General features: G+C 57.4%; 22 protein-coding genes and 2 pseudogenes. 14 read left to right on the top strand and 10 right to left on the bottom strand.

The features are described from left to right. Positions 1-17: 17 nt before the first annotated feature. The 6 genes from fliJ to fliE form a co-directional block, all read right to left on the bottom strand. Positions 18-476 (bottom strand): flagellar export protein FliJ, encoded by a 459-nt coding sequence (fliJ, locus tag soil367_RS06895; protein WP_136548194.1) that lies wholly within the window; start codon positions 474-476, stop codon positions 18-20. Further along, the gene (gene fliI, locus soil367_RS06890; RefSeq protein ID WP_136548192.1) at positions 473-1,840 is read right to left on the bottom strand and encodes a flagellar protein export ATPase FliI; all 1,368 of its coding nucleotides are present in this window, start codon (positions 1,838-1,840) and stop codon (positions 473-475) included. Before fliI ends, fliJ begins: the two co-directional genes overlap by 4 nt. Continuing rightward, positions 1,821-2,771, bottom strand: a complete 951-nt coding sequence (locus soil367_RS06885; protein WP_136548189.1) for a flagellar assembly protein FliH — start codon at positions 2,769-2,771, stop codon at positions 1,821-1,823. Before soil367_RS06885 ends, fliI begins: the two co-directional genes overlap by 20 nt. Continuing rightward, entirely contained in the window at positions 2,771-3,814 is a 1,044-nt protein-coding gene (fliG, locus tag soil367_RS06880) for a flagellar motor switch protein FliG (protein ID WP_136548187.1), read from the bottom strand. Before fliG ends, soil367_RS06885 begins: the two co-directional genes overlap by 1 nt. Then, positions 3,807-5,516, bottom strand: coding sequence for a flagellar basal-body MS-ring/collar protein FliF (gene fliF / locus soil367_RS06875; RefSeq protein ID WP_136548185.1), 1,710 nt, complete (start codon positions 5,514-5,516; stop codon positions 3,807-3,809). The genes fliG and fliF overlap by 8 nt, the downstream gene beginning before the upstream one ends. Before the next feature lie 77 nt (positions 5,517-5,593). Further along, on the bottom strand, positions 5,594-5,956 hold the full coding sequence (gene fliE, locus soil367_RS06870; protein ID WP_136548183.1) for a flagellar hook-basal body complex protein FliE: 363 nt from the start codon (positions 5,954-5,956) through the stop codon (positions 5,594-5,596). Positions 5,957-6,345: 389 nt separating this feature from the next. Between fliE and trxB the strand changes: the two genes are divergently transcribed. The 4 genes from trxB to infA all read left to right on the top strand — a co-directional run bounded on the left by trxB (position 6,346) and on the right by infA (position 9,342). After that, positions 6,346-7,311: a thioredoxin-disulfide reductase gene (gene trxB, locus soil367_RS06865; RefSeq protein WP_136548181.1), complete on the top strand. Its 966-nt coding sequence runs from the start codon at positions 6,346-6,348 to the stop codon at positions 7,309-7,311. A 99-nt stretch (positions 7,312-7,410) separates the two neighbouring features. Beyond that, a complete protein-coding gene (aat, locus tag soil367_RS06860; protein ID WP_136548179.1) occupies positions 7,411-8,109 on the top strand; it encodes a leucyl/phenylalanyl-tRNA--protein transferase in 699 nt (232 codons plus the stop codon). Positions 8,110-8,202: 93 nt separating this feature from the next. Further along, a complete protein-coding gene (locus tag soil367_RS06855) occupies positions 8,203-8,922 on the top strand; it encodes an arginyltransferase (protein WP_136548178.1) in 720 nt (239 codons plus the stop codon). Between the two features lie 201 nt (positions 8,923-9,123). Continuing rightward, complete coding sequence (gene infA / locus soil367_RS06850; protein WP_136548175.1) at positions 9,124-9,342, top strand: translation initiation factor IF-1; 219 nt, start codon at positions 9,124-9,126, stop codon at positions 9,340-9,342. Between the two features lie 348 nt (positions 9,343-9,690). Here infA and clpA read toward each other — a convergent pair whose 3' ends face one another. Further along, the gene (gene clpA, locus soil367_RS06845) at positions 9,691-11,967 is read right to left on the bottom strand and encodes an ATP-dependent Clp protease ATP-binding subunit ClpA (protein ID WP_136548174.1); all 2,277 of its coding nucleotides are present in this window, start codon (positions 11,965-11,967) and stop codon (positions 9,691-9,693) included. A gap of 23 nt (positions 11,968-11,990) precedes the next feature. Next, positions 11,991-12,350 (bottom strand): ATP-dependent Clp protease adapter ClpS, encoded by a 360-nt coding sequence (clpS, locus tag soil367_RS06840; RefSeq protein WP_136548171.1) that lies wholly within the window; start codon positions 12,348-12,350, stop codon positions 11,991-11,993. Between the two features lie 434 nt (positions 12,351-12,784). Here clpS and soil367_RS18975 point away from each other — a divergent pair. Next, positions 12,785-12,982, top strand: a pseudogene (locus tag soil367_RS18975) (cold shock domain-containing protein); the annotation flags it as partial. A gap of 491 nt (positions 12,983-13,473) precedes the next feature. Here soil367_RS18975 and icd read toward each other — a convergent pair. After that, entirely contained in the window at positions 13,474-14,733 is a 1,260-nt protein-coding gene (icd, locus tag soil367_RS06825) for an NADP-dependent isocitrate dehydrogenase (RefSeq protein WP_136548166.1), read from the bottom strand. 327 nt (positions 14,734-15,060) lie between these two features. On the opposite strand from icd, the gene soil367_RS06820 reads away from it, so the two are divergent. The 7 genes and pseudogenes from soil367_RS06820 (at position 15,061) to soil367_RS06790 (ending at position 21,882) form a co-directional block, all read left to right on the top strand. After that, on the top strand, positions 15,061-15,690 hold the full coding sequence (locus tag soil367_RS06820; protein WP_136548164.1) for a pseudouridine synthase: 630 nt from the start codon (positions 15,061-15,063) through the stop codon (positions 15,688-15,690). 50 nt (positions 15,691-15,740) lie between these two features. Further along, positions 15,741-16,199 (top strand): NUDIX hydrolase, encoded by a 459-nt coding sequence (locus tag soil367_RS06815; RefSeq protein ID WP_136548162.1) that lies wholly within the window; start codon positions 15,741-15,743, stop codon positions 16,197-16,199. Positions 16,200-16,300: 101 nt separating this feature from the next. After that, positions 16,301-17,392: pseudogene (gene mnmA / locus soil367_RS06810) on the top strand (tRNA 2-thiouridine(34) synthase MnmA); the annotation flags it as partial. A 104-nt stretch (positions 17,393-17,496) separates the two neighbouring features. Beyond that, a complete protein-coding gene (gene hflD, locus soil367_RS06805; RefSeq protein ID WP_136548158.1) occupies positions 17,497-18,123 on the top strand; it encodes a high frequency lysogenization protein HflD in 627 nt (208 codons plus the stop codon). Between the two features lie 138 nt (positions 18,124-18,261). Beyond that, on the top strand, positions 18,262-19,659 hold the full coding sequence (gene purB, locus soil367_RS06800; protein WP_136548156.1) for an adenylosuccinate lyase: 1,398 nt from the start codon (positions 18,262-18,264) through the stop codon (positions 19,657-19,659). A gap of 1 nt (position 19,660) precedes the next feature. Then, the gene (locus soil367_RS06795; protein WP_136548153.1) at positions 19,661-20,857 is read left to right on the top strand and encodes a cupin domain-containing protein; all 1,197 of its coding nucleotides are present in this window, start codon (positions 19,661-19,663) and stop codon (positions 20,855-20,857) included. Positions 20,858-20,898: 41 nt separating this feature from the next. Then, positions 20,899-21,882, top strand: coding sequence for a GNAT family N-acetyltransferase (locus soil367_RS06790; RefSeq protein WP_136548151.1), 984 nt, complete (start codon positions 20,899-20,901; stop codon positions 21,880-21,882). 102 nt (positions 21,883-21,984) lie between these two features. Here the strand turns inward: soil367_RS06790 and soil367_RS06785 are convergent, their stop codons facing one another. After that, complete coding sequence (locus soil367_RS06785) at positions 21,985-22,995, bottom strand: LysR family transcriptional regulator (RefSeq protein WP_136548149.1); 1,011 nt, start codon at positions 22,993-22,995, stop codon at positions 21,985-21,987. A gap of 149 nt (positions 22,996-23,144) precedes the next feature. Here soil367_RS06785 and soil367_RS06780 point away from each other — a divergent pair, with 149 nt between their 5' ends. Continuing rightward, positions 23,145-23,921: a hypothetical protein gene (locus soil367_RS06780; protein WP_136548147.1), complete on the top strand. Its 777-nt coding sequence runs from the start codon at positions 23,145-23,147 to the stop codon at positions 23,919-23,921. Positions 23,922-23,999: 78 nt separating this feature from the next. Further along, the gene (locus soil367_RS06775; RefSeq protein WP_136548145.1) at positions 24,000-26,285 is read left to right on the top strand and encodes a hybrid sensor histidine kinase/response regulator; all 2,286 of its coding nucleotides are present in this window, start codon (positions 24,000-24,002) and stop codon (positions 26,283-26,285) included. The last annotated feature ends 1 nt before the right edge of the window (position 26,286 follow it).

The raw sequence follows: 26,286 nt of genomic DNA, 5'->3' as shown, positions 1-26,286 counted from the left end.
CGCGATCGGGCCAGACTTCAACGCCGACGGTGATCAGGTCGAGCGTACCGAAGGTTAACTGCTTCGTCGACGACTTTCTGCTCACGCCGATCCGCGTCCTGCTGCTCCTGGAGACGGCATTGCCGGATGTGCCGATCCATGGCTTCGCGCTTCTCCCAGGCTGCGCGCCACAGATCCCGATGCTGGTCGACGCGGCTACGCAAGCGTTCAACCTGGGCCTGTTGTTGGGCAATGGCCTGATTGACCTGGGAGATAAACTGTTGCCACCCGATCAGCTGCTGGCCCGTTTGTGGCCCCTGGCGCTGCTGCCGGGCCTGATTCTCATAATCTGTGTGGTACTGCGTCAGGTCGGACAGGCGGCCCTGCTCGCGCTCGTACGCTTGCAGCGCTGTCTGCATCGCTTCGCGGGCTTCTTCCTCGCGACGTTCTTCCATCTGCAGCACAATTTTCAGCCGTTCGCTGCGTCGTTTACTCATTCAGGTGCGGGTCCCACTGATGCCCTGGCTGTGCTGCCCTGCTCCTGAAAAAGCCCATGAAGCCGGTCGATACACTGATTCATTGGCGCAGCCTCAGTGAGCTCCTGCTGAAGAAAATTACGTAAGTGCGGCATACGCTCAATTGCCTGATCGGTTTCTGGATCAGCGCCTTTCTGGTACGCACCTACGCTGATCAGGTCCCGGCTCTGCTGGTACCGTGCATAAAGCTGCTTGAAGCGTTGCGCTCTGCGCATGTGTTCCGGCGCAGTGACCTGAGGCATAACACGACTGACCGAGGCCTCCACGTCAATGGCGGGATAGTGGCCCTCCTCTGCCAGCCGCCTGGAGAGCACCACATGGCCGTCCAGAATCGCCCGGGCCGCATCAGCGATCGGATCCTGCTGATCATCACCCTCGGTCAGTACTGTGTAAAAAGCCGTGATAGAGCCGCCGCCAGCCACACCGTTTCCGGCGCGCTCAACCAATTGGGGAATGCGGGCAAATACAGAGGGGGGATAGCCTTTGGTCGCGGGAGGTTCGCCCACTGCCAGCGCTATCTCACGTTGAGCCTGGGCAAAACGGGTCAGCGAATCCATGAGCAGCAGAACGCGCTTGCCCTGGTCCCGGTAATACTCTGCAATCCGGGTCGTCAGCATAGCCGCACGCAGGCGCATGAGGGGTGAGTCATCAGCCGGAGACGCGATCACTACAGACCGCGCCAGCCCCTCCTCACCGAGGATGTCCTCAATGAATTCTTTGACCTCCCGCCCCCGCTCACCGATCAGACCGACCACGGTAACGTCGGCTGTGGTGAAACGGGTCATCATGCCAAGCAGCATACTTTTACCGACACCACTACCGGCGAACAGGCCCAGACGCTGGCCCTGCCCGACCGTCAAAAGGCCGTTTATGGCGCGAATACCCACATCCATTGCGGTCCTGACCGGGCTACGCAAAAGCGGGTTTATAATGTCACCAGACAGGCTGACGTAGTGCTCGGCGTCAATCGGTCCTTTCCCGTCGAGCGGTGCCGCAGAGCCATCCATGACCCGGCCCAACAACCCCCAGCCCACCGGCACCTGGCTCGTTCCGGACAACGGCAACACCCGGGCCCCAGGCCTTAACCCCTCAATAGCGGCGAGCGGCATCAGGTAAATGCGGTCATCCTCGAACCCAACTACTTCAGCTTCTACTGCAGCCCGGCCTTCAGCCTGCACCAGGCACCGGTCGCCGATCATCATGGGACAGCCCACACACTCAAGCGTAAGCCCTACCATGCGAGTCAGTCTGCCTGACAGCTCGGGCAACAGCGTGTCCGGGACAGCCTCGGCGAGGGCGTTGAGTTTACTGACGAGGAGGCTCATGGTCTGCCCTTTCGCTTTGGCCTGATGCGTTGGCCGGGTCAGGATCTGGCGCTTTATCAGTTTCAGTCGTGCTCAGGCCAGAATCTGATTTCTCATCCTGCAGAAGAGCGTCGGGCGCGCTTTCAAGTACATCCCGATGGAAGTCGGTCATCTCGCCCATGAGGGCATTCAGCTCATTCTGCTCAGGCGCATCGCCGCCGCGCAGCTGGCGATCAAGCATTGCCTGAACCGCCTTCTGAAACCGCTTCTCAACGGTAAGGTCGACCAGGCTATTGCGGTTCTCGACTCTACAGCCGCCCGGGAGCACGCTTTCATCCTCGACAATCCTCGAGCCCGCCTCAAAACGGGCCGCTACGTCTTTCACCCACTCTGCGTCCGCCGGATTAATATAGATCCGGATAGCTTCATCGGAGTTCGGCAACGCGGCGATGGCCTGCTTCAGTACGGCTTTGACCTGACTACTGTCCAGCTGCAGTTCCCGGTGTATTACAGCGCGCGCCAGCGACAGCGTCAGATTGAGCAGCGCAGTCTCCAGATTCTTGGTGTTCCGCTCGAGAGGATCGAGCAGTTCACCCATTACCGCCTGCAGCTGGTCAAGTCTTGCTGCGATCTCGCCCGAGCGAGCCGCCTGAGCTTCTTCCTGGCCCGTCTTTCGCCCTTCTTCATAACCTTGAGACCGCCCCTCGGGATGTCCCTCCGCACGTCCTTTCTCGAAACCTTCCTTGTAGCCCTGTTCGCGGCCTTCACGGGCACCGTCTTCGGCCGCCTCGCGACGAATGTTTTCCAGGTCTTCAGCTGTGAGAGGTTTAAGGTCCATGTCATCATCATGAACCCAGACTTCGTTGCCCCGTGCGTCAAGCAGGGGCAGCTCCCAGCGTTCATAAGCGGTCAGATCGGAGGACGGAATTCTGTCAGAGGGGTTCTTTTTCATCAGACCATTTCTTCGCCACCGCCGCCAAGGGTGATTTCACCGGCCTCAGCCATACGGCGTGCGACAGTGATAATCTCTTTCTGGGCGGATTCGACTTCGCTGACCTTGACGGGACCTTTGCCCTCGAGGTCGTCCTTGAGGAGTTCGCCGGCCCGCTTGGACATATTGCGGAAGATCTTGTCGCGTACCTCATCGTCCGCGCCTTTAAGCGCTACAACGAGCACGTCGGACGACACCTCGCGCAAGAGCGACTGAATTCCACGGTCGTCGATATCCTTGATGTTGTCGAATACAAACATCAGATCCTCTATCTCAGTACCCATCTCGGGGTCCTGATCCTTTATCGAATCCATCAGCGAGCCTTCTATACTGCGGTCCATGAAGTTCATGATGTCCGCCGCTCGCTTGATACCGCCAATCCTGCTGGTCTGGGCGCCGCTGCCTCCGGAGAACTGTTTCTCCAGAATATTGTTCAGTTCTTGCAGCGCCTGTGGCTGGATGCTTTCAAGGGACGCCACGCGCATCATAATGTCGAGACGCACCTTCTCGTTGAGACACGCCAGTACCTCTGCGGACTGATCCGGGTCGAGGTACGACACTACAATTGCCTGAATCTGAGGATGCTCGTAGCGGATCACGTCGGCGACCGCCCGGGGCTCCATCCACTTGAGAGTGTCGAGTCCCGTGGTGTTGCCGCCGATCAGGATGCGATCTACCAGACTTGAGGCTTTCTCTTCGCCGAGGGCCTGGGTCAGCATGGTCCGGATGTATTCATCGGCGCCAATGCCCAGGCCGGTCTGACCGCCTACGGCCTCAAGAAATTCATTGGCGACATACTGGACTTCCTCCTTTGAGATATCCCGTAACTGAGCCATGGCGACGCCAACTTTCTGGACCTCTTTAGGGCCCATGTGTTTGAGGATCTGCGCAGCATCAGCTTCGCCCAGCGACATCAGCAGAATCGCAGAGGACTCGACACGCGATAATTTACGGCGTGGTTTTTTCGGGGCAACTTCCTGCTCCGCTTTGACCTGCTCACTCATCTGCATTCACCCATTGCCGCATGACCTGCGCCACTCGTGCCGGATCGTCCGCTATCAGACTTTTCAGTGCATTCAGCTGTCTATCATAGCCATCGCTGGCGCCTGGCAACAGTAGGTCATCGCTATGACCAAGCGCATTCTGTATCGCGGCGTTGTGACCCGGACCTTCCAGCCCATCGAGCCCTTCTTCCTCCTGGCCTTCACGCTGACCCCGGCCGCCGCTGGACAGATTCTTCAAAGCGGGACGGATAACCACCAGCACCAGGACAACGATCGCCAGGAAAGCCAGAGCCGGTTTGATCAGGTCCAGTAACCAGGCCTGCTGCCAGAACGGCACCTCTTCGAATTCAATCGCTTCCTGGGCCGCAAACGCTGTATTGACTACCGTAACACTATCGCCCCTGGCGGCAGAGTAGCCCACCGCATCACGCACCAGCAGCGTAAGACGGTCAAGTTCTTCTGCCGGCCAAGCAACATAGCTGACTTCGCCAGTCGCGGCGTCAACCTGCCGCAGATCATCAACTGCCACCGCGATGCTCAGCCGCTTAATACCGCCGCGCTCACGACGGCTGTAGCTAACGGTACGGTCTATTTCGAAGTTGCGCGTCGACTGCTCGCGACTGGTCAGAGGTTGGCCCTTGCCAGCGGTCATGTTACCGGCGACTTCAGGTGCCTGACCGTCTTCCGGCGGCTGATTGGCCAGAGCACCCGGAACGCCGCCACCTGCTGCGCCTACCCGGCTTTCACTGGAAGTCTGCTCGCTACGCAGCGCTTTCTGGTCTGGGTTATAAAGCTCTTCAGCCTGCTCCAGTTCACTGAAATCAAGATCAGCAGAAACCTCGGTCCGAAACCGGCCCGCCCCGACGATGGGTGAGAGAATATTGTTGACACGACTGTTGAGTTTCTCCTCAACCCGCTGGTTGTACTCAAACTGCTCCGCGATCTGGCGCGCGGCAGAGTTTGATTCATCCCGTGACAGCAGGTTGCCTTTCTGGTCAACGACCGTGACATCGGACTTATGTAGCTGTGGAACGCTGCCTGCTACCAGGTTGACGATGGCCGAGATCTGGTTGTCGTCGAGTCTGCGACCGGCAAAAACGTCCAGAAAAACCGAGGCCGATGGCTTGCGCGCATCGCGGACGAAGACCGATTCTTTTGGAATAGCAAGGTGAACACGGGCACCGCTAACGGAGTTCATGGAACGTATGGTGCGAGCCAGTTCGCCCTCAAGACTCCGACGGTAGCGGGCCTGCTCCATAAACTGGGAAGTGCCGAGGCCCTGTTCTTCATCGAGCAATTCGAACCCACGCATCTGGTTCTCAGTGACACCCTCGGCCGCCAGCTGCAAGCGTGCACGATAGACATCGTCTGCCGCGACCAGCAAAGCGCCACTGCGTGGCTCGATCCGATACTCAATGCCAGCGGTGTCCAGCACCTGGCTGACTTCGCCGGGGTTGTACTGGCTCATATCACCCAAGAGCGGCTGGTAAGCAGGTTCCTGGGCCCATAGAACAACAGCAAGACCAAGGGCGACACTCGCCGCCAGCCCGACCATAAGCCCAACCTGCCGCAAAAGCGTCAGCTTGTTGAAACCAAACAGCAGGTCACTGTTGTCGTCCAGAGACTTACCGCGCGCCCGCTCTTCAGCGTCGACGGTCGTGGCCGGAATTGTGGCGTTGGCTTCAGCGGGTACGCTTGCCATTTGTCGTGCTCCAGTAAAATCAGAAACCAGGGTTAGCGTTGGCGGTCGAGGCCCGGCTGAGCCTCAGGGCGTGGCGATCACACCGGCATATTCATGATGTCTTCGTAGGCTCGCACGACACGGTTGCGTACCTGGGTCAGTGCTTCAAATGAAACCGACGATTTCTGAGCGGCAATCATGACCCGGGTGATGTCGACACTTGGGTCGCCTTGCTCGTAGGCCGTTGCCAACTGGTTGGAATCCTTCTGCAACGCATTGACGTTATTGACTGCTTGGGAAAACATGTCGTTGAAGCTTGGCGCACCTACCGGCTGACGCGGGTCAGCAACCTTGTCCAGTCGCTGCGTCTGCTCCTGGGTAATGCGCTGGCTCTGCATCATCTGGCTCCGCATGGAGCGGATTTCTGAGAGCACGCTGTTGATGTCGGCACGATCAGTCACTTCAGACCCTCCCGGTGTGAGCCGGCTAAGGCTTCACGACCCGTTAAAATTAGCACTGACCTGCTAAAGCAAAGGCTGAGCCAAAATATTTATCTTACTGTTTTTAGTTGGTTTTCATACAAATATCCCGCTCCAGCTTCAACCACAGCCCCAATCCCGACATTTTATTGGCGCTAACCGGCCAGACCGCAGCGAGCCCTCCCACACAACCTGATGGCAAGCTCAGGCATTGGCCGGAACTATCGGCCGAATTAGCGCAAACAATGCGTGTTCGAGTCTCTGCGTGATAACATTTGCCGCTGAAATTACCGCCAGTCGACTTTCTACTTTCTGGCAGCGCATGAATTCCAGGTGCCCTCCCCGGCCTACAGCGGAGTAAACGATCAACCATGAGCGGATCCACTCATTCACGTCTGATTATCCTTGGTTCGGGCCCGGCGGGTTACACCGCTGCTGTGTATGCGGCCCGCGCGAACCTCAAGCCAACCTTGATAACCGGCATCGAAGTCGGCGGTCAGCTGACAACGACGACCGATGTCGATAACTGGCCCGGGGATGTCGAAGGCTTGCAGGGACCGGAACTGATGCAACGCATGCAGCGCCATGCTGAACGCTTCGATACCCGAATCGTTCACGATCATATTCACACCGCGGATCTGCTGAAACGGCCATTTACGCTCCAGGGCGACCAGGGCACCTACACTTGTGATGCTCTTGTCATTGCTACAGGCGCTTCGGCTATGTACCTCGGCCTCGAGTCGGAGGAGAAATTCAAGGGCCAGGGCGTCAGTGCCTGCGCGACCTGCGATGGCTTCTTTTATCGCAAGCAGAAAGTAGCGGTTATCGGCGGGGGCAACACGGCGGTCGAAGAAGCGCTTTACCTCTCCAACATCGCAGACCACGTTACCCTGGTCCATCGCCGGGACGCACTTCGAGCCGAGAAGATCCTCCAGGATAAGCTCTTTGAAAAAGCTGAAAATGGCAACGTGACCCTGCTCTGGGATCATTCGCTGGATGAGGTTCTCGGCGACGGCACAGGCGTAACCGGTGCCCGGGTGCGTCATATGAAGACGGGCGAAACCCGGGATCTGGAGCTTGCGGGCGTTTTTATAGCCATAGGCCATAAACCGAATACAGACTTGTTCGAAGGTCAACTGGACATGGAGAATGGCTACATCCGTATTCTGTCGGGCCTCAATGGAATGGCTACCCAGACCAGCATCCCGGGCGTCTTCGCAGCCGGCGACGTAGCCGACCATGTGTATCGACAGGCCATCACCTCTGCCGGGTTCGGTTGCATGGCAGCGCTGGACTGCGAAAGATTCCTGGATCAGATAGCAAGCGCCAAAGGCTGACGGCGCGTCGACTTGAACAGGCTCTGCCTCTGCCTCGCGGCTTCGTAGCCTGCAAAGCAGTGCCTGTTCAGTCGGATCAAAACACGCCATAATTGCCCCATGACGACCCTCCCCTGGTTAGATACCCGCCAGCTCTGGTTTCCCGAACCTGCTTCCGCACTGGATGATCCAGACGGTCTTCTCGCCCTTGGCGGCGATCTGTCCCCGGAGCGCCTGTTGAAGGCATACAGCATGGGCATCTTTCCCTGGTACAGCCAGGATCAGCCTATCCTCTGGTGGTCGCCGGACCCCCGCTGCGTTATTTTTCCTGGTCGCCTGCATATATCGCGCAGTTTGCGGCGCACGCTAAACAGCCGCAGGTTCACTGTCACCATCGACACGTCATTCGATGCGGTTGTTGAAGCCTGCGCAGTTGAACGCTCAGAAGGAACCTGGATAACAGACGAAATGCGGCAGGCATACGCTCGCCTTCATCGGCTGGGCCACGCACACGCCTTTGAAGCCTGGAACACAAAGGGAGAGTTGGTTGGCGGGCTCTACGGCGTAGCGCTCGGTTGCTGCTTTTTCGGCGAGTCAATGTTCGCCCGCGAAACCGACGCGTCAAAAGTGGTTTTCGTGCACTGCGTCCGGCAACTTGAGAGTTGGGGATACGCTTTTATGGATTGCCAGGTCGAGAATGGCCATCTCATGTCTCTTGGGGCAGAGCTGATAGAAAGGACCACTTTCCTTACGCTCCTCAGGGATAATGTCGGTCGTCAGTGCAATGATCAAAGTTGGCACTTGCAGTGGGGTTGGTAGATTATATACGCACATAAGTCGGCCGATTAAGCACCGGCATCAGGTGCCATGATAATAATCATAATAGACCCGAAGGACCGGGGAGGACGCGTGATGAGCAGCCTGAAAACATTGATTTTCTTCGCTACGCCAGAGCATGAGTGCAGCTATTTACGTGATCGCGAAGCCACGACCATGTTCGTTGATCCCCGGGCCAAGGTGGACAAGCGTCTATACAGCCAACTGACAACGCTGGGCTTCCGCCGCAGCGGTTCCCATTATTACCGCCCCCACTGTAATGGCTGCAACGCCTGTGTCGCGGTGCGTATCCCCACTGAACGGTTTGAGGCCAATAGAAACCAGAAACGCGTGCTCAGGACCAATGCCGATCTTCAGCTCCAGTTAGTGCCTGTGCACTACCGTGACGAGTATTACTGCCTTTACGACCGCTACATCACGCAACGGCATCAGGACGGTGACATGTATCCACCCAGCCGGGAGCAGTTCACCAGTTTTCTGGTAGAGGGTGCGATTGACAGTTTCTTCCTGGAAATGCGTCACCGGGATCAGACGCTGCTCGGCCTGGCGGTCGTCGACATTCTCGATGACGGTTTCTCTGCTATTTACACCCTGTTTGATCCCGGGGTCGAAGACCGCAGCCTCGGCACGATGGCCGTCTTGTGGCAGATTGAAGAGGCTCGACAGCGTGGGCTACCTTTTGTCTATCTGGGTTATTGGATACGTGAGTGCCGGAAAATGAACTACAAGAGCCGGTTCAAACCTCTCCAGCATCTGCATCAGGGCCAGTGGGTCGACCTTGTGGAGACAACCTGATCAGCCGTCAGACGGTACCCCCCTCGGACATTTGTTTTGCCACTTGCAGCCATTTAAGGCAAAATTGCGCCATTCTGCCGCGTCGCTCTCCCAGCCGGGATACCCCAACGCCTGCGAAGTTGCGGCATTCAAAGCAAAGAGACACGGATCCACGACGTCCGATAGTGCTCTATCTGAACTGAATCAACGAGGTTTTACTGAATGGCGAAAGCTGATGTTATCGAAATGGAAGGCGTTATCGCTGACACCCTTCCCAACACCATGTTCCGGGTTGAGCTCGAGAATGGCCATATTGTAACGGCCCACATCTCAGGCAAAATGCGCAAAAACTACATCCGCATTCTGACCGGCGACAAGGTCAAGGTCGAACTGACCCCATACGATCTGAGCAAAGGCCGCATAACCTACCGCTACCGCTAAGCACTGCTCACGGGTTACCTGCCCAGCCCGACAGTTTCCTGCTCCGTGTGTAGCGGAGCCGCCTGATTTACCTCTAAATTACCGCTGGCGTCAGCACGATATTGACCCTGTCTGATATTAGCCAATGCTAGCCCGAACGAATTACTACTCTAGATCGAGTTCGTGCGCGCGCGCTGCGCTGCCGAAACAGATCAAAGAGCAGCCCTCTAGAGGCAAATTGAGCCCCGACGGATAATGACTCACTCAGACGAGTAATGACTCGTCGGTCTCATGCCCTCGGGAAGCTGGGTACGAAAAAAATCAGAGCCCCAAAAAAAGGGCCGATCAGTATCGGCCCTCAGTCTATCTCTATACGGCTTCAGCCGGCTCCGATTCGAACTCGAACACCAGTTCGTCGTTAACGAGCGTCACCTTGACCTCGCCACCATTCTCGGAGAGGCGCCCGAACAGGATCTCTTCAGCCATAGGCTTCTTGATCTTCTCCTGAATCAGGCGGGCCATAGGCCGGGCTCCCATCGTCTGGTCGTAGCCACGTTCCGCCAGCCAGACTTTGGCTTTTTCTTCAACATGAAGAACGACGCGTTTCTCATCCAGCTGCGCCTGCAGTTCGGTAAGGAACTTGTCGACCACATGCGTGATGGACTCTGGTTGCAAGGAGGCAAACTGGATAATGCCGTCGAGGCGATTTCGGAACTCCGGCGTAAACGTCTTGGAGATGACCTCCATCCCATCAGTACTATGATCCTGCGATGAGAAGCCGATGGATCTCCGCGCCAGCGTTTCAGCCCCGGCGTTGGTGGTCATTACCAGAATAACGTGACGGAAGTCAGCCTTGCGCCCGTTGTTGTCCGTCAAAGTACCGTGGTCCATAACCTGCAGAAGCAGATTGAAGACTTCGGGGTGTGCTTTTTCGATTTCATCCAGAAGCAGCACACAATGCGGGTGCTTGGTCACCTCTTCTGTCAGCAGACCGCCCTGATCATAGCCCACGTATCCCGGAGGAGCACCGATCAGACGGGATACAGTGTGACGCTCCATGTACTCGGACATATCGAAGCGCACCAGGTCGATACCCAGCACTTTCGCCAACTGCCGGGTAACCTCGGTCTTGCCCACGCCCGTCGGCCCGGCAAACAGGAACGCGCCATCAGGCTTTTCCGGTGATTTGAGACCGGCCCGAGCCAGCTTGATCGCGGTCCCCAATGATTCAATAGCCGCATTCTGGCCAAAAACGACCATTTTCAGATCACGCTCCAGGTTACGCAGCACGTCCTTATCAGTACTGGACACATTCTTGGGCGGAATCCGGGCGATGGACGCCACAATGTCTTCGATGGCCGATACGCCAATCACTTTTTTCCGCTTCGATGGCGCCATTAACCGCTGGCGTGCACCTGCTTCATCAATGACGTCGATTGCTTTGTCCGGGAGATGACGGTCAGTAATGTATCGTGCAGCCAACTCAGAAGCAGAGCGTAATGCTTTATCCGTGTACTTGATGTCGTGGTGCTTCTCAAAATGGGTGCGAAGGCCCTTGAGAATCTGATAGGTATCCTCAACGCTCGGCTCGTTCACATCGATTTTCTGGAAGCGTCGAGCCAGCGCGCTGTCTTTCTCAAAAATGCCCCGAAATTCAGAGAACGTCGTCGAGCCGATACAGCGGATCTGCCCGCCGCTGAGCAGTGGCTTGAGCAGATTGGACGCATCCATGACGCCACCGGATGCAGAGCCGGCGCCGATGATAGTGTGTATCTCATCGATAAACAGAATACCGTGATCACGTTTTTTCAACTCGGCCAACATCGACTTGAAACGTTTCTCGAAGTCGCCCCGATACTTGGTGCCGGCCAGCAAGGCGCCTAGATCGAGCGAAAAAACCTCGGCGTCCTTGATGATATCGGGCACATCCCCGTCGACAATCTTCTTGGCCAGCCCTTCCGCGATTGCCGTTTTGCCAACACCGGCTTCACCCACCAGCAGGGGATTATTCTTGCGCCGGCGAACCAGAATCTGAACAACTCTCTCAACCTCTGTTTCACGGCCAATTAATGGATCAATCCGACCGTTACGCGCCTGCTCGTTGAGATTCGTGGCGTAGCTTTCCAAGGGGTTGGACGCCGCACCCTCTTCGCCGCCGTCCTCCTGCGGCTGTTGCTCCTGCTCACCTGGGGCACCGTCCTCCTGACCCGCAACCTTGGATATACCATGGGAGATGAAGTTGACCACATCGATACGCGCGACGTTCTGCTTCTTCAGAAGATAAACCGCCTGGCTCTCCTGCTCGCTGAAGATGGCCACAAGCACATTAGCCCCGGTAACTTCTTTCTTACCTGAGGACTGCACATGGAACACGGCCCGTTGGAGCACACGCTGGAAACCAAGCGTCGGCTGTGTTTCGCGCTCCAGGTCATTGGTGGGAATGAGCGGCGTTGTAGAGTCAACGAACTCTGAAAGCTCGTCGCGCAGCCGATTGAGGTCGGCTCCACAGGCCTTTAGGACCCGCAAGGCCGAGTCATTTTCGAGAAGCGCCAATAGCAGGTGCTCCACGGTCATGAACTCATGCCGTTTCTCACGGGCAGTCTTGAACGCTGCATTCAGCGTCAATTCGAGGTCTTTGCTCAGCATGGGTCACCCCGACGTCTAGGTCTTCAGTCAGCTCGCTCTAACTCGCACAAAAGTGGATGCTGGCATTCAGCAGAATACTGATTCACCTGCGCCGCTTTTGTCTCTGCGATATCCCGAGTATAGACACCGCAGACGGCTTTGCCTTCTGTATGCACAGTTAACATCACCTGAGTCGCCTTTTCTTCGGTCAACGCGAAGAACGACATCAGCACCTCAACAACAAAATCCATGGGTGTGAAATCGTCGTTCAGCATTACTACCTTATACAACGACGGGCGTTTAAGCGCCGGTTTTGAGGTCTCCGTTATGACATGCTCGTCATGTCCGGGTTCCCCATCGTTATCCTGATTAAATGTAATCAATGTCGCTTCCAGAATCTGCATGGTCTGCTACCGGATCGTTCCTCGCCTCCAGGGGAATAGGTCGCCATCCATCGTTTGAACAGGAAACCGCGCCCGCGCCAGGCAAAAAATGGCGTTACATACCCTGAAATGGTAACGGGACGGACTAAGTTCAACCACCAATGTGACACGAATCAATAATAGCGGCCATTAAGTGGTGCAACCAGTGCTTTGTCTATTGACTCTGGAGCCGTATTGACCGAAATTGAAATCCTCAGCAGCGAATGTCAAAAAAATCCCAATTACAATAACGGAGTAACCGCGCCAGACAGCCTATGGGAGCAAGCCTCTCCCTGCGGAGGGCGGCCAGGACACTCGTTCCAGGATGATGAGCCCCAGGTAGATGCTGTTGTTGATCCTACCGAGTACGTGGCGCCGGCGATCCAGGTGATCGAGTAACATCAAGGGAGTTGAAAATGCCTCAAGGTAAAGTTAAGTGGTTCAACAACGCGAAGGGCTACGGCTTCATTATCGAAGAAGGATGTACTGAAGACCTTTTTGCCCATTTCTCTTCCATCCAGATGGAAGGCTACAAAACGCTTAAAGCCGGCCAGCGGGTCGAATTCGAGAAGAAGCCAAGCGACAAGGGTGTTCATGCCGTTGGAATTGTGCCACTGGATAAGCCTGAGCGCAGAGCCGACGCGAGTGACGAAGACACCGACGAGAGACATGACACGGATGCTGAGTCCATGGGCAGCGCATCTCATGTGGCGTCTTTCTGAGACAAGTCTCATACTAATTTTTGGGCTGCGATAACCAGTTCGCCGCTCCATTTCCTCCCGACGACACCTCATCCCTGGGGTGTCGTGAGGCCGCATGAGCCCTTCACAGCGCCCCTAACACGGTATTTCCCAGTCTCCCCACGCTCCTTTGCGTCGACCGATCTGTAATGTTTGGGCTGTCATTGGAAGCACCAGCCTAACTCAACTGTCATCTGCGTGGCTCCCGTGCAAGCTGAATAATAAAGATTTCCCCGCCTGATTCCGCCTCGGCCCAAACCTGTCCACGGCAGCTTGGCCTGTTCAAGATATATTGGCCATAAAAAAAGGTGGCCTGAGCCACCTCCTCCGTCTGCGGATGTTCTCTGCAGAACGCCTGACCCCGCCTATTCCATGTTTGAAATAACAGCGTCGCCGAACTCGGAACACTTCAGCAGAGTCGCATCGGGCATCAAGCGCTCAAAGTCATAGGTTACCGTCTTGGCCGCGATGGCGCCGGACATACCCTTGATCACGAGATCCGCGGCTTCGACCCAACCGAGATGGCGAAGCATCATTTCAGCCGAGAGAATGATTGAGCCTGGGTTAACCTTATCCTGGCCGGCATACTTGGGCGCAGTACCGTGAGTCGCCTCAAACATGGCAACGGATCCCCCGAGGTTGGCGCCCGGCGCGATGCCGATACCACCCACCTCTGCTGCCAGTGCGTCTGAGATGTAGTCGCCGTTGAGGTTGAGTGTGGCTATGACACTGTAATCATTAGGACGCATCAGTATCTGCTGCAGGAAGGCATCAGCGATAACGTCTTTAATGACGATCTCACGGCCGGTGTTAGGGTTGGTGAATACATGCCATGGACCACCATCGAGCGCCGTTGCGCCGAAACGGTCCCGCGCGAGCTCATAACCCCATTCACGGAATGCACCTTCCGTGAACTTCATGATGTTGCCTTTGTGCACCAGGGTCACCGAGGGCTTATCATTGTCGATGGCGTACTGGATGGCCTTGCGCACCAATCGCTGGGTGCCTTCACGAGAGACTGGCTTGATACCGATACCACAGCCTTCTGGAAAACGGATATTCTTGACGCCCATCTCTTCGCGCAGGAAGCGTATCAGTTTAATCGCCTCATCAGAGTCCGCTTTCCATTCAATGCCCGCGTAAATATCTTCTGAGTTTTCCCGGAAGATAATCATATCGGTCAGTTCTGGATGCTGGACCGGACTGGGCACGCCCTCGAACCAACGCACGGGACGGATACAGGCGTACAGATCGAGCGCCTGACGCAGTGCAACGTTGAGTGACCGGAACCCCTCGCCGACCGGAGTCGTCAGAGGACCTTTGATACTTACCGAGTATTCCCGCAGCGCTTCCAGGGTTTCATCAGGCAGCCAGGTATCGGGCCCATAAATCTTAGTCGCCTTCTCACCACAGTATGTTTCCATCCAGATGATAGAGCGCTTGGAGCTATATGCTTTCTGCACTGCGGCGTCGACCACCTTCATCATGACCGGCGTAATGTCCGCGCCGATGCCGTCGCCTTCGATAAAAGGAATGATCGGGTGGTTCGACACATTCAGGGACAGGTCCGCGTTGACAGTGATTTTGTCACCGTCCGTCGGAACCGTTATCTTTTGGTATCCCATGGTTATCTCCGTATTGAGCCAATATAAACTGCAAAACTTCCCGTGCAGCTACCGTCCCGCGACACTAACGTGTACATGACGCCAGCCAGTGCATAAAAACATGGTGACACCCCACTCTGCAGCGCTGCCTGCCCTACCCAGTCAGGCTCAGGCTTGTGGCGCTGCTACCTTGCAAATTCAGGTAGTGCGCGCATAGGCTACGTTTCCGGGTGTGTCTTGTTCAGGCCGCCATCTTAGAGCTTTTTTACAGAATTTTGTAGTTTAACTACATCGCGACGCTGCAGAAGTCAGCTCATCGGTAATTTTTTTACAGAACCCGACAAAACGATGGCTATCCTTATTCGCCTCAACAAGCCTTTTAATGTGCTCTGTCAGTTCACAGACGAGGCTGGCCGACCGACCCTGGCCGATTACGTAGAGAAAAGCGGCGTATACCCTGCAGGGCGCCTCGACTATGACTCAGAAGGGCTGGTGTTACTGACCGACGACGGCGCTCTGCAAAACCGGATAGCCGCGCCGGACAACAAACTAAAGAAAACCTACTGGGTCCAGGTAGAGGGCGTGCCCGCTCAAGGTGCTCTCGAAGCTCTGCGGACAGGCGTCGTTCTGCGGGACGGTAAAACCGCGCCTGCTGGCTGCAAGCAAATTCCCGCGCCCGAACTCTGGCCGCGGACGCCCCCTGTTCGTTTCCGGCTTAGCATCCCGACGACATGGCTGGAACTGGTGCTTACTGAGGGCAGAAACCGCCAGGTACGCCGCATGACCGCGGCGGTTGGCCATCCAACCCTGAGATTGGTGCGCGTTGCGGTCGGGCCATGGCACCTTGATCAACTTGCACCCGGCGAAAGCGCCCAGCAAGAGGTACACTTACCCCGCGCCAGGAAACCGGAAAAGGCCCGTGAGAAAAAGAAACGTATCGACGCGGGCCACACCTCACCTCGTCGGTCGCGCCGGTAACTTTGAAAACAACTGAAGCGCGACCCAGCGACAAAAGGCGGAACAGACCTATGAACCCTGCCCCACATATGACAACCGCCGTGATTGTAGAGCGTGAGAGTCGGTTCCTCATGGTCGAAGAACGCAGTGGCGGCCAGATAGTTTACAACCAGCCTGCGGGTCATGTGGAACCGGGTGAATCCATACTTGCAGCGGCCCGGCGCGAAGCCTTGGAAGAGACCGGCTGGGAGGTTCGGCTCGAACACTTCCTGGGTTTCTACACCTACCTGTCACCATCGAATGGGGTGACCTATTGCCGTTTCTGCTTTACAGCCACGCCGGTCCGGCACCTGACCACGGTGCTAGACCAGGACATTATCGCGGCACACTGGCTTGACCTGGAGGCCATTGAGGGGCATCAGGAAAAACTGCGCAGCCCGCTCGTACTGGAATGCATACATCACTACCTCGCCGGGCGGCGCTACCCGCTGGATCTGATCCATGAGTTTCATTTGGAGCCCCAAGGCTGACAGCGACGCCGCCGGCCTTTACACTAACGCCCAAAATCCGCTGAAGATCGTGTCCTTCCGGCTCGCATGGATACCGGAAAGCACGCTCGTCCCGAGGTCAAATGAACTCCACTAACTCAGGAATCCGTGTGGTCGTCGGCATGTCTGGCGGCGTGGACTCTTCGGTATCTGCAGTCCTGCTAAAAGAACAGGGTTATCAGGTCGAGGGCCTGTTCATGAAGAACTGGGACGAGGACGACGGCACAGAATATTGCACGGCCATGGCCGACCTGGCCGATGCCCGGGCGGTGTGTGAGAAAATCGGCATTCCCTTGCATACTGCAAGCTTTGCTGCGGAATACTGGGACCGGGTCTTCGAGCATTTCCTGGAAGAGTATGGCGCCGGACGCACGCCCAACCCGGACATACTGTGCAACAAGGAAATCAAGTTTCGCGCGTTTCTGGACTATGCGCAGACGCTCGGCGCCGACTACATCGCAACGGGCCACTACGCACGCCGCCGTATTAAGGACGCCAGCGCCGAGTTGTTAAAGGGGCTCGACCCGAACAAGGATCAGAGCTATTTCCTGCACGCCGTATCGGGAGACCGGATAGCGCGTACGCTCTTTCCCGTGGGCGAAATCGAGAAACCCCGGGTGCGGGCGATCGCCGAAGCGCAGGGTCTGATCACCCACGACAAGAAAGACAGCACCGGGATCTGCTTTATCGGCGAACGCAAGTTCAGCGATTTTTTGCGCCAGTATCTCCCCGCCCAGCCCGGGGAAATTAAAACCCCCGAAGGCGAGGTTATAGGTCGTCACCAAGGCCTCATGTATCACACCATTGGCCAGCGCCAGGGCCTGGGTATCGGCGGGCTGACCAAACATGGAGATGCGCCCTGGTATGTTGCCGAGAAAGATCTCGACGCCAACGTCCTGATTGCGGTCCAGGGTAAGGAGCATCCCCTGCTCTACTCGACAAGCCTCACGACGAGCAAAGTCGACTGGGTCGCTGGCGCTGCGCCGCCGATGCCGCTACGTTGCAAGGCGAAAACCCGATACCGTCAGCCCGACCAGCCGTGCCTGGTTGAAACCTTACCAGCGGGCGGTTTTCGCGTAGTCTTCGACGAACCGCAGCGGGCTGTAACTCCGGGACAGTCCGTGGTGTTTTACCTGGACCAGGTCTGCCTTGGCGGCGGTGTGATTGACTCACGAGCGCGCGCGGACCGGACTGGAAGTCACCCCTGCGTGGACCACCCGGCCGACGACCACAATACTGCGTCAGAGCAAGGCGCTGCCCAATAGCAAGGACCAGTCGCTTGAATAATAGTTTTGACAATCAGCTACTGGCCCTGGCCGGTGTTTTCCAGGCTGCCACCCTCGTGCAACAGATTGCCCACCGGGGCACCTGTGACGAAACTGCGATGGATGCGAGTATCAATTCGCTCTTTGTTACCGACCCCGACCACACCCTTGACGTATACGGGGACCTCTACAAGCTGCGTGAAGGGCTGGCATTGCTCGGCGGCGCGCTCGACCGCCAGACCAGTCAAAAGGACGTAGAGGTACTCCGCTACGCGCTTAACCTGATCCATCTGGCGGGTCGTTTGAGAAAGAATAGTGACATGCTCACCGTCATCGGTAGCCGCATCGAACAGGCGAGGCGTGGTGTCGAGCACTTCGGGGTACGGCACACAAATGTCATTGCCAACCTCGCGTCCATTTATGTCGACACGATCAGTACGTTTCGCATGCGCATCCAGGTCACGGGAGAACCCGGGCATCTGAGGGTTGAGGAAAACGCCGCGCGCATTCGCGCTCTGTTGCTGGCCGGCATTCGGTCAGCCGTACTCTGGCATCAGTTAGGGGGAAGGCGCTGGCAGCTTATTTTCCGCCGCAAGCGCGTCGCTGAAGCAGCGCAGGCTCTACGGCGGCAGCTCGACTGATGTTCGCGCGGCTGAAGCGCTGACCTTTATCGGTTAACATGCCCATCCCACAATAGAAAAATTCCCAGTCAATGTGTTCCGTGCGGGCACCCCCAGCCGGATAATCCAGCTTTTTTGTCTGCAAGAGAGGTTTGATCGATGGAGCTGACCGCCCTTACCGCCGTTTCCCCGGTCGATGGTCGCTACGGCCAGAAGGCCAAGGTTTTTCGCGAAATTTTTAGTGAGTACGGTCTGATCCGGGCTCGCGTAACGGTTGAAATCCGATGGCTACAAGCGCTGGCGGGGCACTCCGGTATTGCCGAAGTACCCCCATTCTCTGACGCGGCCAATCAGTTTCTGGACGGCCTGGTACAAGGCTTCAGTCTTGCCGACGCCGAACACATCAAGTCAATTGAGCGCACGACCAACCACGACGTTAAGGCGGTTGAGTACTTTATCAAAGAGCGCTTCCAGGCCGAGCTCGATACGCTGCCGGAGCTCGAAGCTGTAACGGAATTCGTGCATTTTGCGTGTACGTCCGAAGACATCAATAACCTTTCACACGGCCTGATGCTACGCGAAGGGCTCGACCTCGGCTTGCTACCAGCCATGGATCAGATTATCGAACAACTGGCTCAACTGGCTGAAACTTTTGCCGATCAGCCCATGCTGTCCCGCACCCATGGTCAGACCGCATCGCCGAGCACGGTCGGTAAGGAACTGGCCAATGTGGTTTTCCGCCTGAACCGACAGCGCCGGCAGATTGCTGAGGTCAAGCTTCTGGGTAAGGTCAACGGTGCGGTCGGCAACTACAACGCCCATCTGAGCGCGTACCCCGGTATCGACTGGGCGCGCCATGCCAATAACTTCGTCAATTCCCTCGGGCTGGACTGGAATCCTTACACGACCCAGATCGAACCCCATGACTACATTGCCGAGCTTTTCGACGCGGTTGCCCGCTTCAACACGATCCTGATAGACCTCAATCGGGACATCTGGGGCTATATCTCCCTGGGCTATTTCAAGCAGCGCACTGTGGAGGGGGAAATCGGCTCTTCCACCATGCCCCACAAGGTCAATCCGATAGACTTCGAGAACTCTGAAGGCAACCTCGGTATTGCCAACGCCCTGCTGAGCCACCTTGCGGCCAAGCTCCCCGTTTCCCGGTGGCAACGGGACCTGACCGACTCGACCGTGTTACGGAACCTGGGCGTCGGCTTTGCCCATAGTCTGATAGCCTACGAAGCAACGCTCAAAGGACTGGGCAAGCTAGAGCTGAATGCCACCCGGCTTGATGCAGATCTGGACCAGGCCTGGGAGGTGCTGGCCGAGCCAATACAGACAGTCATGCGCCGGTACCGCATCGAAAAGCCCTATGAAAAGCTCAAGGCGCTAACCCGCGGGAAAACAATGTCGCCGGAGCTGATCCGCGAGTTTATTCAGACCCTGGATCTACCCGAAGACGCCCGCCAGGAGCTGCGGGATCTTACCCCTGCAAGCTATACCGGGGACGCCGCAGTGCAGGCCAAGACTATTCGCCAGTGGCTGAAGCGCTAACATGACCGATACTCTCGGCCGTACTCTGGGCCATATTTTGGGCGATATCAGCGTTGAGGCGTTTCTGCGGGACTACTGGCAGAAGAAGCCTCTGCTTATCCGGCAGGCTATCCCCGACTTCCAGTGTCCGGTGGAGCCTGATGAGCTTGCCGGTCTCGCCTGCGAAGCCGAGGTCGAGTCGCGTCTCGTGATCGAATCGGAGAATGGCAAGCCCTGGCAGCTTCATAACGGTCCCTTCCCCGAATCGCGCTTCGCCTCGTTGCCGCCCAGCCACTGGACCTTGCTCGTTCAGGGGCTCGATCATTGGGTGCCGGCCGTAGCGGACCTGCTCGATGAGTTCCGGTTTATCCCTAATTGGCGCGTCGATGACGTCATGGCCAGCTATGCCCCAGTGGGGGGAAGCGTCGGGCCGCATTTTGACGACTACGATGTGTTTCTCCTTCAGGCCGAAGGCCAGCGGCGCTGGCAGATAGGAGGGGCTTGTGATTTTTCCACGCCTCGGGTCGAAGGCACGCCACTGAGGATCATTGCCAACTTTGAGGCAGAGAGCTCGTTTCTGCTGGAGCCGGGCGACATGCTCTACCTGCCCCCGCGAATCGCCCACTGGGGCATCGCCGAGAACGACTGCATGACTCTATCGGTCGGCTTTCGCAGCCCCAGTCATGAGGACATCCTGATCGGGTTCAGTGACCACGCCGCCGCGACGCTTGAATCTGGCCAGAGATACATGGACCCGGACCTGAAGCGCCCGGAAAATCCCGGCCTGATCGATGCCGGGGTGCTGGACAAGCTGGCCGGGGTCATACGGCGGCATCTGGATGACCCAGGCAAGCTGGCCAGCTGGTTTGGCCAGTCAGTAACAGCGCCCAAGGATAGCGGCGTCGTAAGCGCACCAGACGAACCGTACACCGCGACGGACCTGCAGGAGCTGGTGGGCGAGGGGCGCCCCCTGTGCTGGAACGAGGGAAGCCGCTTTGCCTATACTGAGGCAGGCGAGGCGCGCCTGCTATTCGTCGATGGCGAGCAGTACATACTGCGTGGCGATGCCCGCCACTTTGCGCCGGTACTCTGTGCAGGCCGGCATCCTGACATGCATGAACTGGCGCAATTGCTACAGGATCCGACCCTACTGGATTTAGCGCTTCATCTCTGCAACCAGGGCAGTCTTTACGTGCCCGATGACGAGCCGGATGAATAATAGCGCTAACCCGGCGTCACGCCATAGAGGAGCTAAAGTCGATGGCCGCGGGCCCCGCTAGCCTTCAATTTGAACTGAGCGTCCACACCTGGGATGACTGCCCCGATGAGCTTCGCCAACTCAGGCACGACGTTTTTGTAGACGAGCAGAAGGTACCACCGGACCTTGAGTGGGACGAGACCGATGCTGTAGCCGAGCACTTTCTGGTGCGTAACGCCTCCGGCGCCGCCATTGCTGCGGCCCGGCTTTTCGCAGATGGTGAGGATGGTCGCATAGGGCGAATGGCCGTCTCCCATAAATATCGTGGATCAGGTGCCGGGCTGTGGCTGCTGCGCAAGCTGATGTCTCATGGCTGTAGCGCTTACCGGCATTTCGTTCTGAGCGCTCAGGCGTATGCCATCCCCTTCTACCAGCGAGCCGGCTTCCTGGTTTGTTCCGAACCTTATCAGGATGCAGGCATCCCGCACCGAAGCATGCGCTGCACCGCTGCCATGCTGGTACTGAACCAGCCGGCTGAGACTGAAGTGCCGCTGCACCTGGAACAGGACACGACCAGCTGGCAGTTGCAGAGTCATGCGGACTGGAACGGTGCCATTGATGCGCTGGCCAGCCAGGCCCGCCAGCGTTTCTGGCTATACGAGCCGAAGCTGGATGGTAGTCGCTACAACCGCGAATTTCTCCGTGACGCACTGTCGATGTTGGCCAGACGCAGCCGCTACAGCGAAGTGCGCTTTATCGTCGCTGAAGACAAGTCTCTGGTCGAGCATCACCACCGGCTGACTGACCTGATCCGCAGGCTCCCGAGCCATGTGCAGCTGCGCGTTCTGAATGCGGAGCTGCCTGAGCCCTCCAGCAGTTTCGCTCTGGCCGACGCGGCGGGCGTAGCCTATCGGCACGAGGCCCCTTTACCGAGGGGGTTCGCGAACTTCAACGCCCCTGGCCGGGTCAGGTCGCTGGAGGACGAATTCCAGCGTCTGTGGAGTAGCGGCAAGCGCTCGCCGGAACTGCGCAGCATGCTGCTCTAGCCAGACGCTATTCCTCAACTGGCGAGACGCAGTCCACCCGTGTGGCACCCTGCTCGCTACGGGCCAAGCAGCCGGCGGCCTTAACCTGCAACCCAGCGCGTGTCAGCGCTCGGAAGAATGGCTGAGCATAGGCCCGGTTGGCACGAACTGCTCCAGAAAGCCCGCCACCTCCACATCCATCTCTGCCGCCACTTCCGCCATGAGCCAGCGCAACCAGCGGTGGTCGGCATTGTGCTGGAGTAACGGACTCCAGGCCATTTTCAACTCCATGGGCGGAATATCAAAAGGCGGGCGCTTTGCAACAAGCCCCGCATGGTCCCGTTGCAGCCACGCGGCCCGGCTGGGAAGTGTCGCGATGAGGTCATTCTGTTCGGCCAAAAGCATCGCGACCTGATAATGCCGGGTAAACACTGAGATTCGGCGTTTGCAGCCCAGCCTCCCCAGTGCCTCATCAACCCACCCCAAACGCTGGACGTCCTGAGGGTTCACGCCGACACCGATCCCGAAGCCGGTCTTGCTTACCCATATATGCGATGCAGCAAGGTAGGTATCGAGGGTGAACGGCTCCCGCAGGATCGGGTTCTCTCTGCTCATGAGACAGGCAAAGTGATCGGACCAGAGCGTTTTCTGGTGGAATGACTGGGGAAGTTTGTCGAAGCGGTTTATGGCCATGTCGACCCTGCCCTGGTCCACATCGGCAAAGGTAACATCGCTGGGCGTAAGCACGTCCAGAGTAACCATGGGGGCTTCCTGACGCAGATAACGCAACACCCGTGGCATCAATGTCGACTCGGCGTAGTCACTCGCCATCACACGGAACACCCGCTGGCTTTCAGCGGCTGAAAAATCCCGGCTCGGCTGCACTGCCCGCTCCACTTCGGCCAGTATGCCGCGCACCAGCGGTTGCAGTTCAACAGCCCGAGCCGTCGCTGTCATACCCTCACTGGTACGGACCAGAATAGGGTCGCCAAACAGGTCCCTGAGTCGCCGCAAGCCGTTGCTCATGGCGGGTTGCGTGATACCGAGGTGATTTGCCGCCTTGGTGACGCTTTTTTCCCGCAACAGCGTATCGAGGTAGACCAGGAGGTTCAGATCGACACGAGACAAATCCATTAACAAACCTTTTGATGATTAGCCAGTCGCCCTTTATGCAGGGCAATTGTAAAATTCTGCGTAAGCGCCTGATATTCGCAGGCCATGGAACTAATCCGGACCGGCCTGGACTATACTGACGCGAAGTCTCGTTTCATTCGGAAATGCGTATGTCAACTGCCGCCATCATCATATTATTCTTCACCACCCTGGCGGCGATAGGGATTTTGTTCTTCGTGCAATCCAGGGAAAGGAACAGGATAGAGCGAGCCCGTCGACTGGCCGCGGCCGAGGACGCGTTTCGTCACGGCCTGCGTCTGCTCGATGAACTGCCGCCAACTTATCTGAGTAAAGAGCTGCGGCATACCGTGCTTGCTCACCTTGAGGTTATCGCGTCCCGGCTCAAGTCGCTCCGCTCGACGCTTGATGCGGACGCCAAGCTGGCCCGTACCCGCGCCAGTCTCGAACAGGCGCCTGCCGGACCGGAAACAGTCCTGCAGATTAATGCACCTGACGTTAGTCGAAATCTGAAATCGCTGCTTGAGTCACTCTTCCGATTAGTGGAAAAACAGCATAAAACCGGCAAGCTACCGGCCGCCGAAGCCCGCAAACAGCTCACACACATTCTGTACCTTGGCGTGCTGACTCAGGCAAGCCTGAACATGACGCTGGCCCAACAGGAAGCCGAACAGGGCAACCTCAGAAAAGCCATAAACCAGTACCGCCAGGCTGCAACAGAGATGGGTAAAGCCAAGGACCATGCGGGCGCGAGCAAAGTCATTGAAACATGTCGCGCACGGATTCAGGAACTCGAGAAACGCGCAGATCCTGCTGCGACGAAGAAAAGTGCCCAAGGTTCACCCGACAAGAGCCGTCTTGATGAACAACTGGATGAACTCATACATGACGAGGAGGCCTGGAAGAAACGCTCGGACTTTGAGTCCTGATTCCAGGATGCCACCTGCCCGAGCAGATCAATTCCCGAGGTCGACTCGCTCGATGGCACCAGGAGAACGTCAACGCCCGTGAAGATTAACGTTCCACAAAGACTTTCGGTTCGCCTGACCTGGTACACCGTACTGTGGGCGCTGATCCTGGGGCTGATCATTAACCTCTTTCAGGTAACCATCGACTACTTCAACGCCAGTCGCGAGATGGACGCCGACATCCAGGCCCTGATGGAGATCAGTCACAGTCCGGCCTCCCAGATTGCCTACAACCTGGATACCCGCCTGGCCGAAGAACTGCTGGAAGGATTGCTGCGGCACCCGGCTATCGTCAAGGCCAGTATCGCCGGGCCGACCGGGGCCATCATGGCGGATAGCCGACGGGAACTGCCGGCATCACCCTATCGCTGGCTCAGTGATCTGCTGTTCGGCACTCAACGCAGCTACGCAGACCATCTTGAAGTGGACGCACTCGTTGACATCGAACTCGGGGTGTTGCGGCTGGATGTGGACACCTACCACTACGGGACAAGCTTCCTCCGACGCGCAGCCCAAACCCTGCTCACAGGTTTCGCAAAGAGCCTTATCCTTTCGATAATCCTTCTGGTTGTTTTTTACCTGGTGCTGACGAAGCCCCTGTTCCGGGTCATCGAGTTTCTGGTCCGCGTTGACACGGACGAGCCCGAAAGAATCCGCCTACCCTCGCCGCGAGGTCACGACGACGACGAGATCGGGCTGCTGGTAAGGATCACCAATCAGCACCTCGATACCATCGGAGCCAACCTGCAGAAACTGCGGCAGGCCGAAGGCAGGCTCAAAGGCTACAACGAACAGCTGGCCCAAACAGTTGCCGACCGTACACGCGAGATTTCCGATAAAAACCTGGCGTTGCAGCAGTCCAACCGAGCGCTGATTGACGCCAAGGAAGACGCCGTCAGGCGCGCCCAGGCCCGGGCCGACTTTCTGGCCAGCATGAGCCACGAGATCCGGACGCCGCTTAATGGTCTGTTGGGAATGCTTGCGCTCTCCATGGAAGAGCAGATGTCGCCTTCCCAGCGGAATCGCCTGGAGATATCCCACACTGCCGGTCAGAACCTGCTCAACCTGCTGAACGATATCCTCGACATTTCCAAAGTCGAAGCGGGCAAGCTGGATATAGAACAGATTGAGTTCAGCCTGCGGGAAGTCGCCGAGCAATCAGCCCTGCTTATGGCGGACCAGGGACGACGAAAAGGCGTAGAAGTGGTGACCCAGATTGCGCCGGACCTGCCCGACCAGTTCGTCGGCGACCCGACGCGAATCAGGCAGGTGATCAACAATCTGCTCAGCAACGGCATTAAATTCACGCCGCGGGGCGAGGTCCGTCTCGGCGTGGATTTCAGCAAGAACGAAGCACGCATAACCGTAAGCGACACCGGTATCGGCCTCTCCGCGGAGGATCAGCGCAGAATCTTCTCGCCGTTTGCCCAGGCTAATACGGACACAACTCGGCGGTACGGCGGGACCGGGCTGGGCCTGACCCTCTGCCGGCAGCTTGTAGAACGAATGCACGGGCAGATCACTATTGATTCCCGGGAGAATCGGGGCACGACATTCCTGGTTCGTATCCCCATCGAAGCCCGACCTCAACAGCCTAAGCCCGTTAATGCGCTCGGGTTGACCGGGCGGCGGGTAGCGCTTGTGATTGACCACGAGAATCCGCACCTGAAACCTTTGCGGGATCTGCTGATCTATTGCGGCATCGTACTCTCTGAGGACGCCGCCGACCCCGCGGCTGAACTCGTCATCGCTGAAAGCCAGTATATTGCCAATCTCGCCACCGAGCACCCGCTCTTACAGTTCGGTGCACCCGCCATGGTGGACACGCCCGGCCCGCTACCTAGCATTTCGGTTCCCCTGACCCTCAGGCAAGTCATTGACACCCTGACTGCAGCCCTGAACCCACAATCGCCGCAGCACAATGGTCCTGCACAGGTTCCGAACTACGCCAGCACCAGGCCATTACGCGTATTGCTGGTTGAGGATAATAGGGTTAACCAGATCGTGGCCGGCGGCATCCTGAAAAAACTCGGGCATGAGGTAGACGTAGCGGATAACGGTGAGCGCGCGCTGGCAGCGCTACGCCAGCGCAGCTATGACGCCATCCTGATGGACATCCAGATGCCGGTAATGGATGGCTTCGAAACCGCCAGACAGATCCGCAGCGTCCTCAAACTAGGCAAAGTCCCTATTATCGCGGTCACCGCGAACGTGATGCAGGGTGACCGGGAAGCCTGTCTTGAAGCAGGAATGGACGACTACATTACCAAGCCCTACAGTCTCGAGGCGCTCTGTCGCAAGTTGGCCCAGTGGGTGCCCACCTGAA

This window comes from Hydrocarboniclastica marina, from assembly GCF_004851605.1.
In the GTDB taxonomy this organism is placed as follows: Bacteria; Pseudomonadota; Gammaproteobacteria; order Pseudomonadales; family Oleiphilaceae; genus Hydrocarboniclastica; species Hydrocarboniclastica marina.
This window is presented reverse-complemented; position numbering and strand designations above follow the sequence as displayed.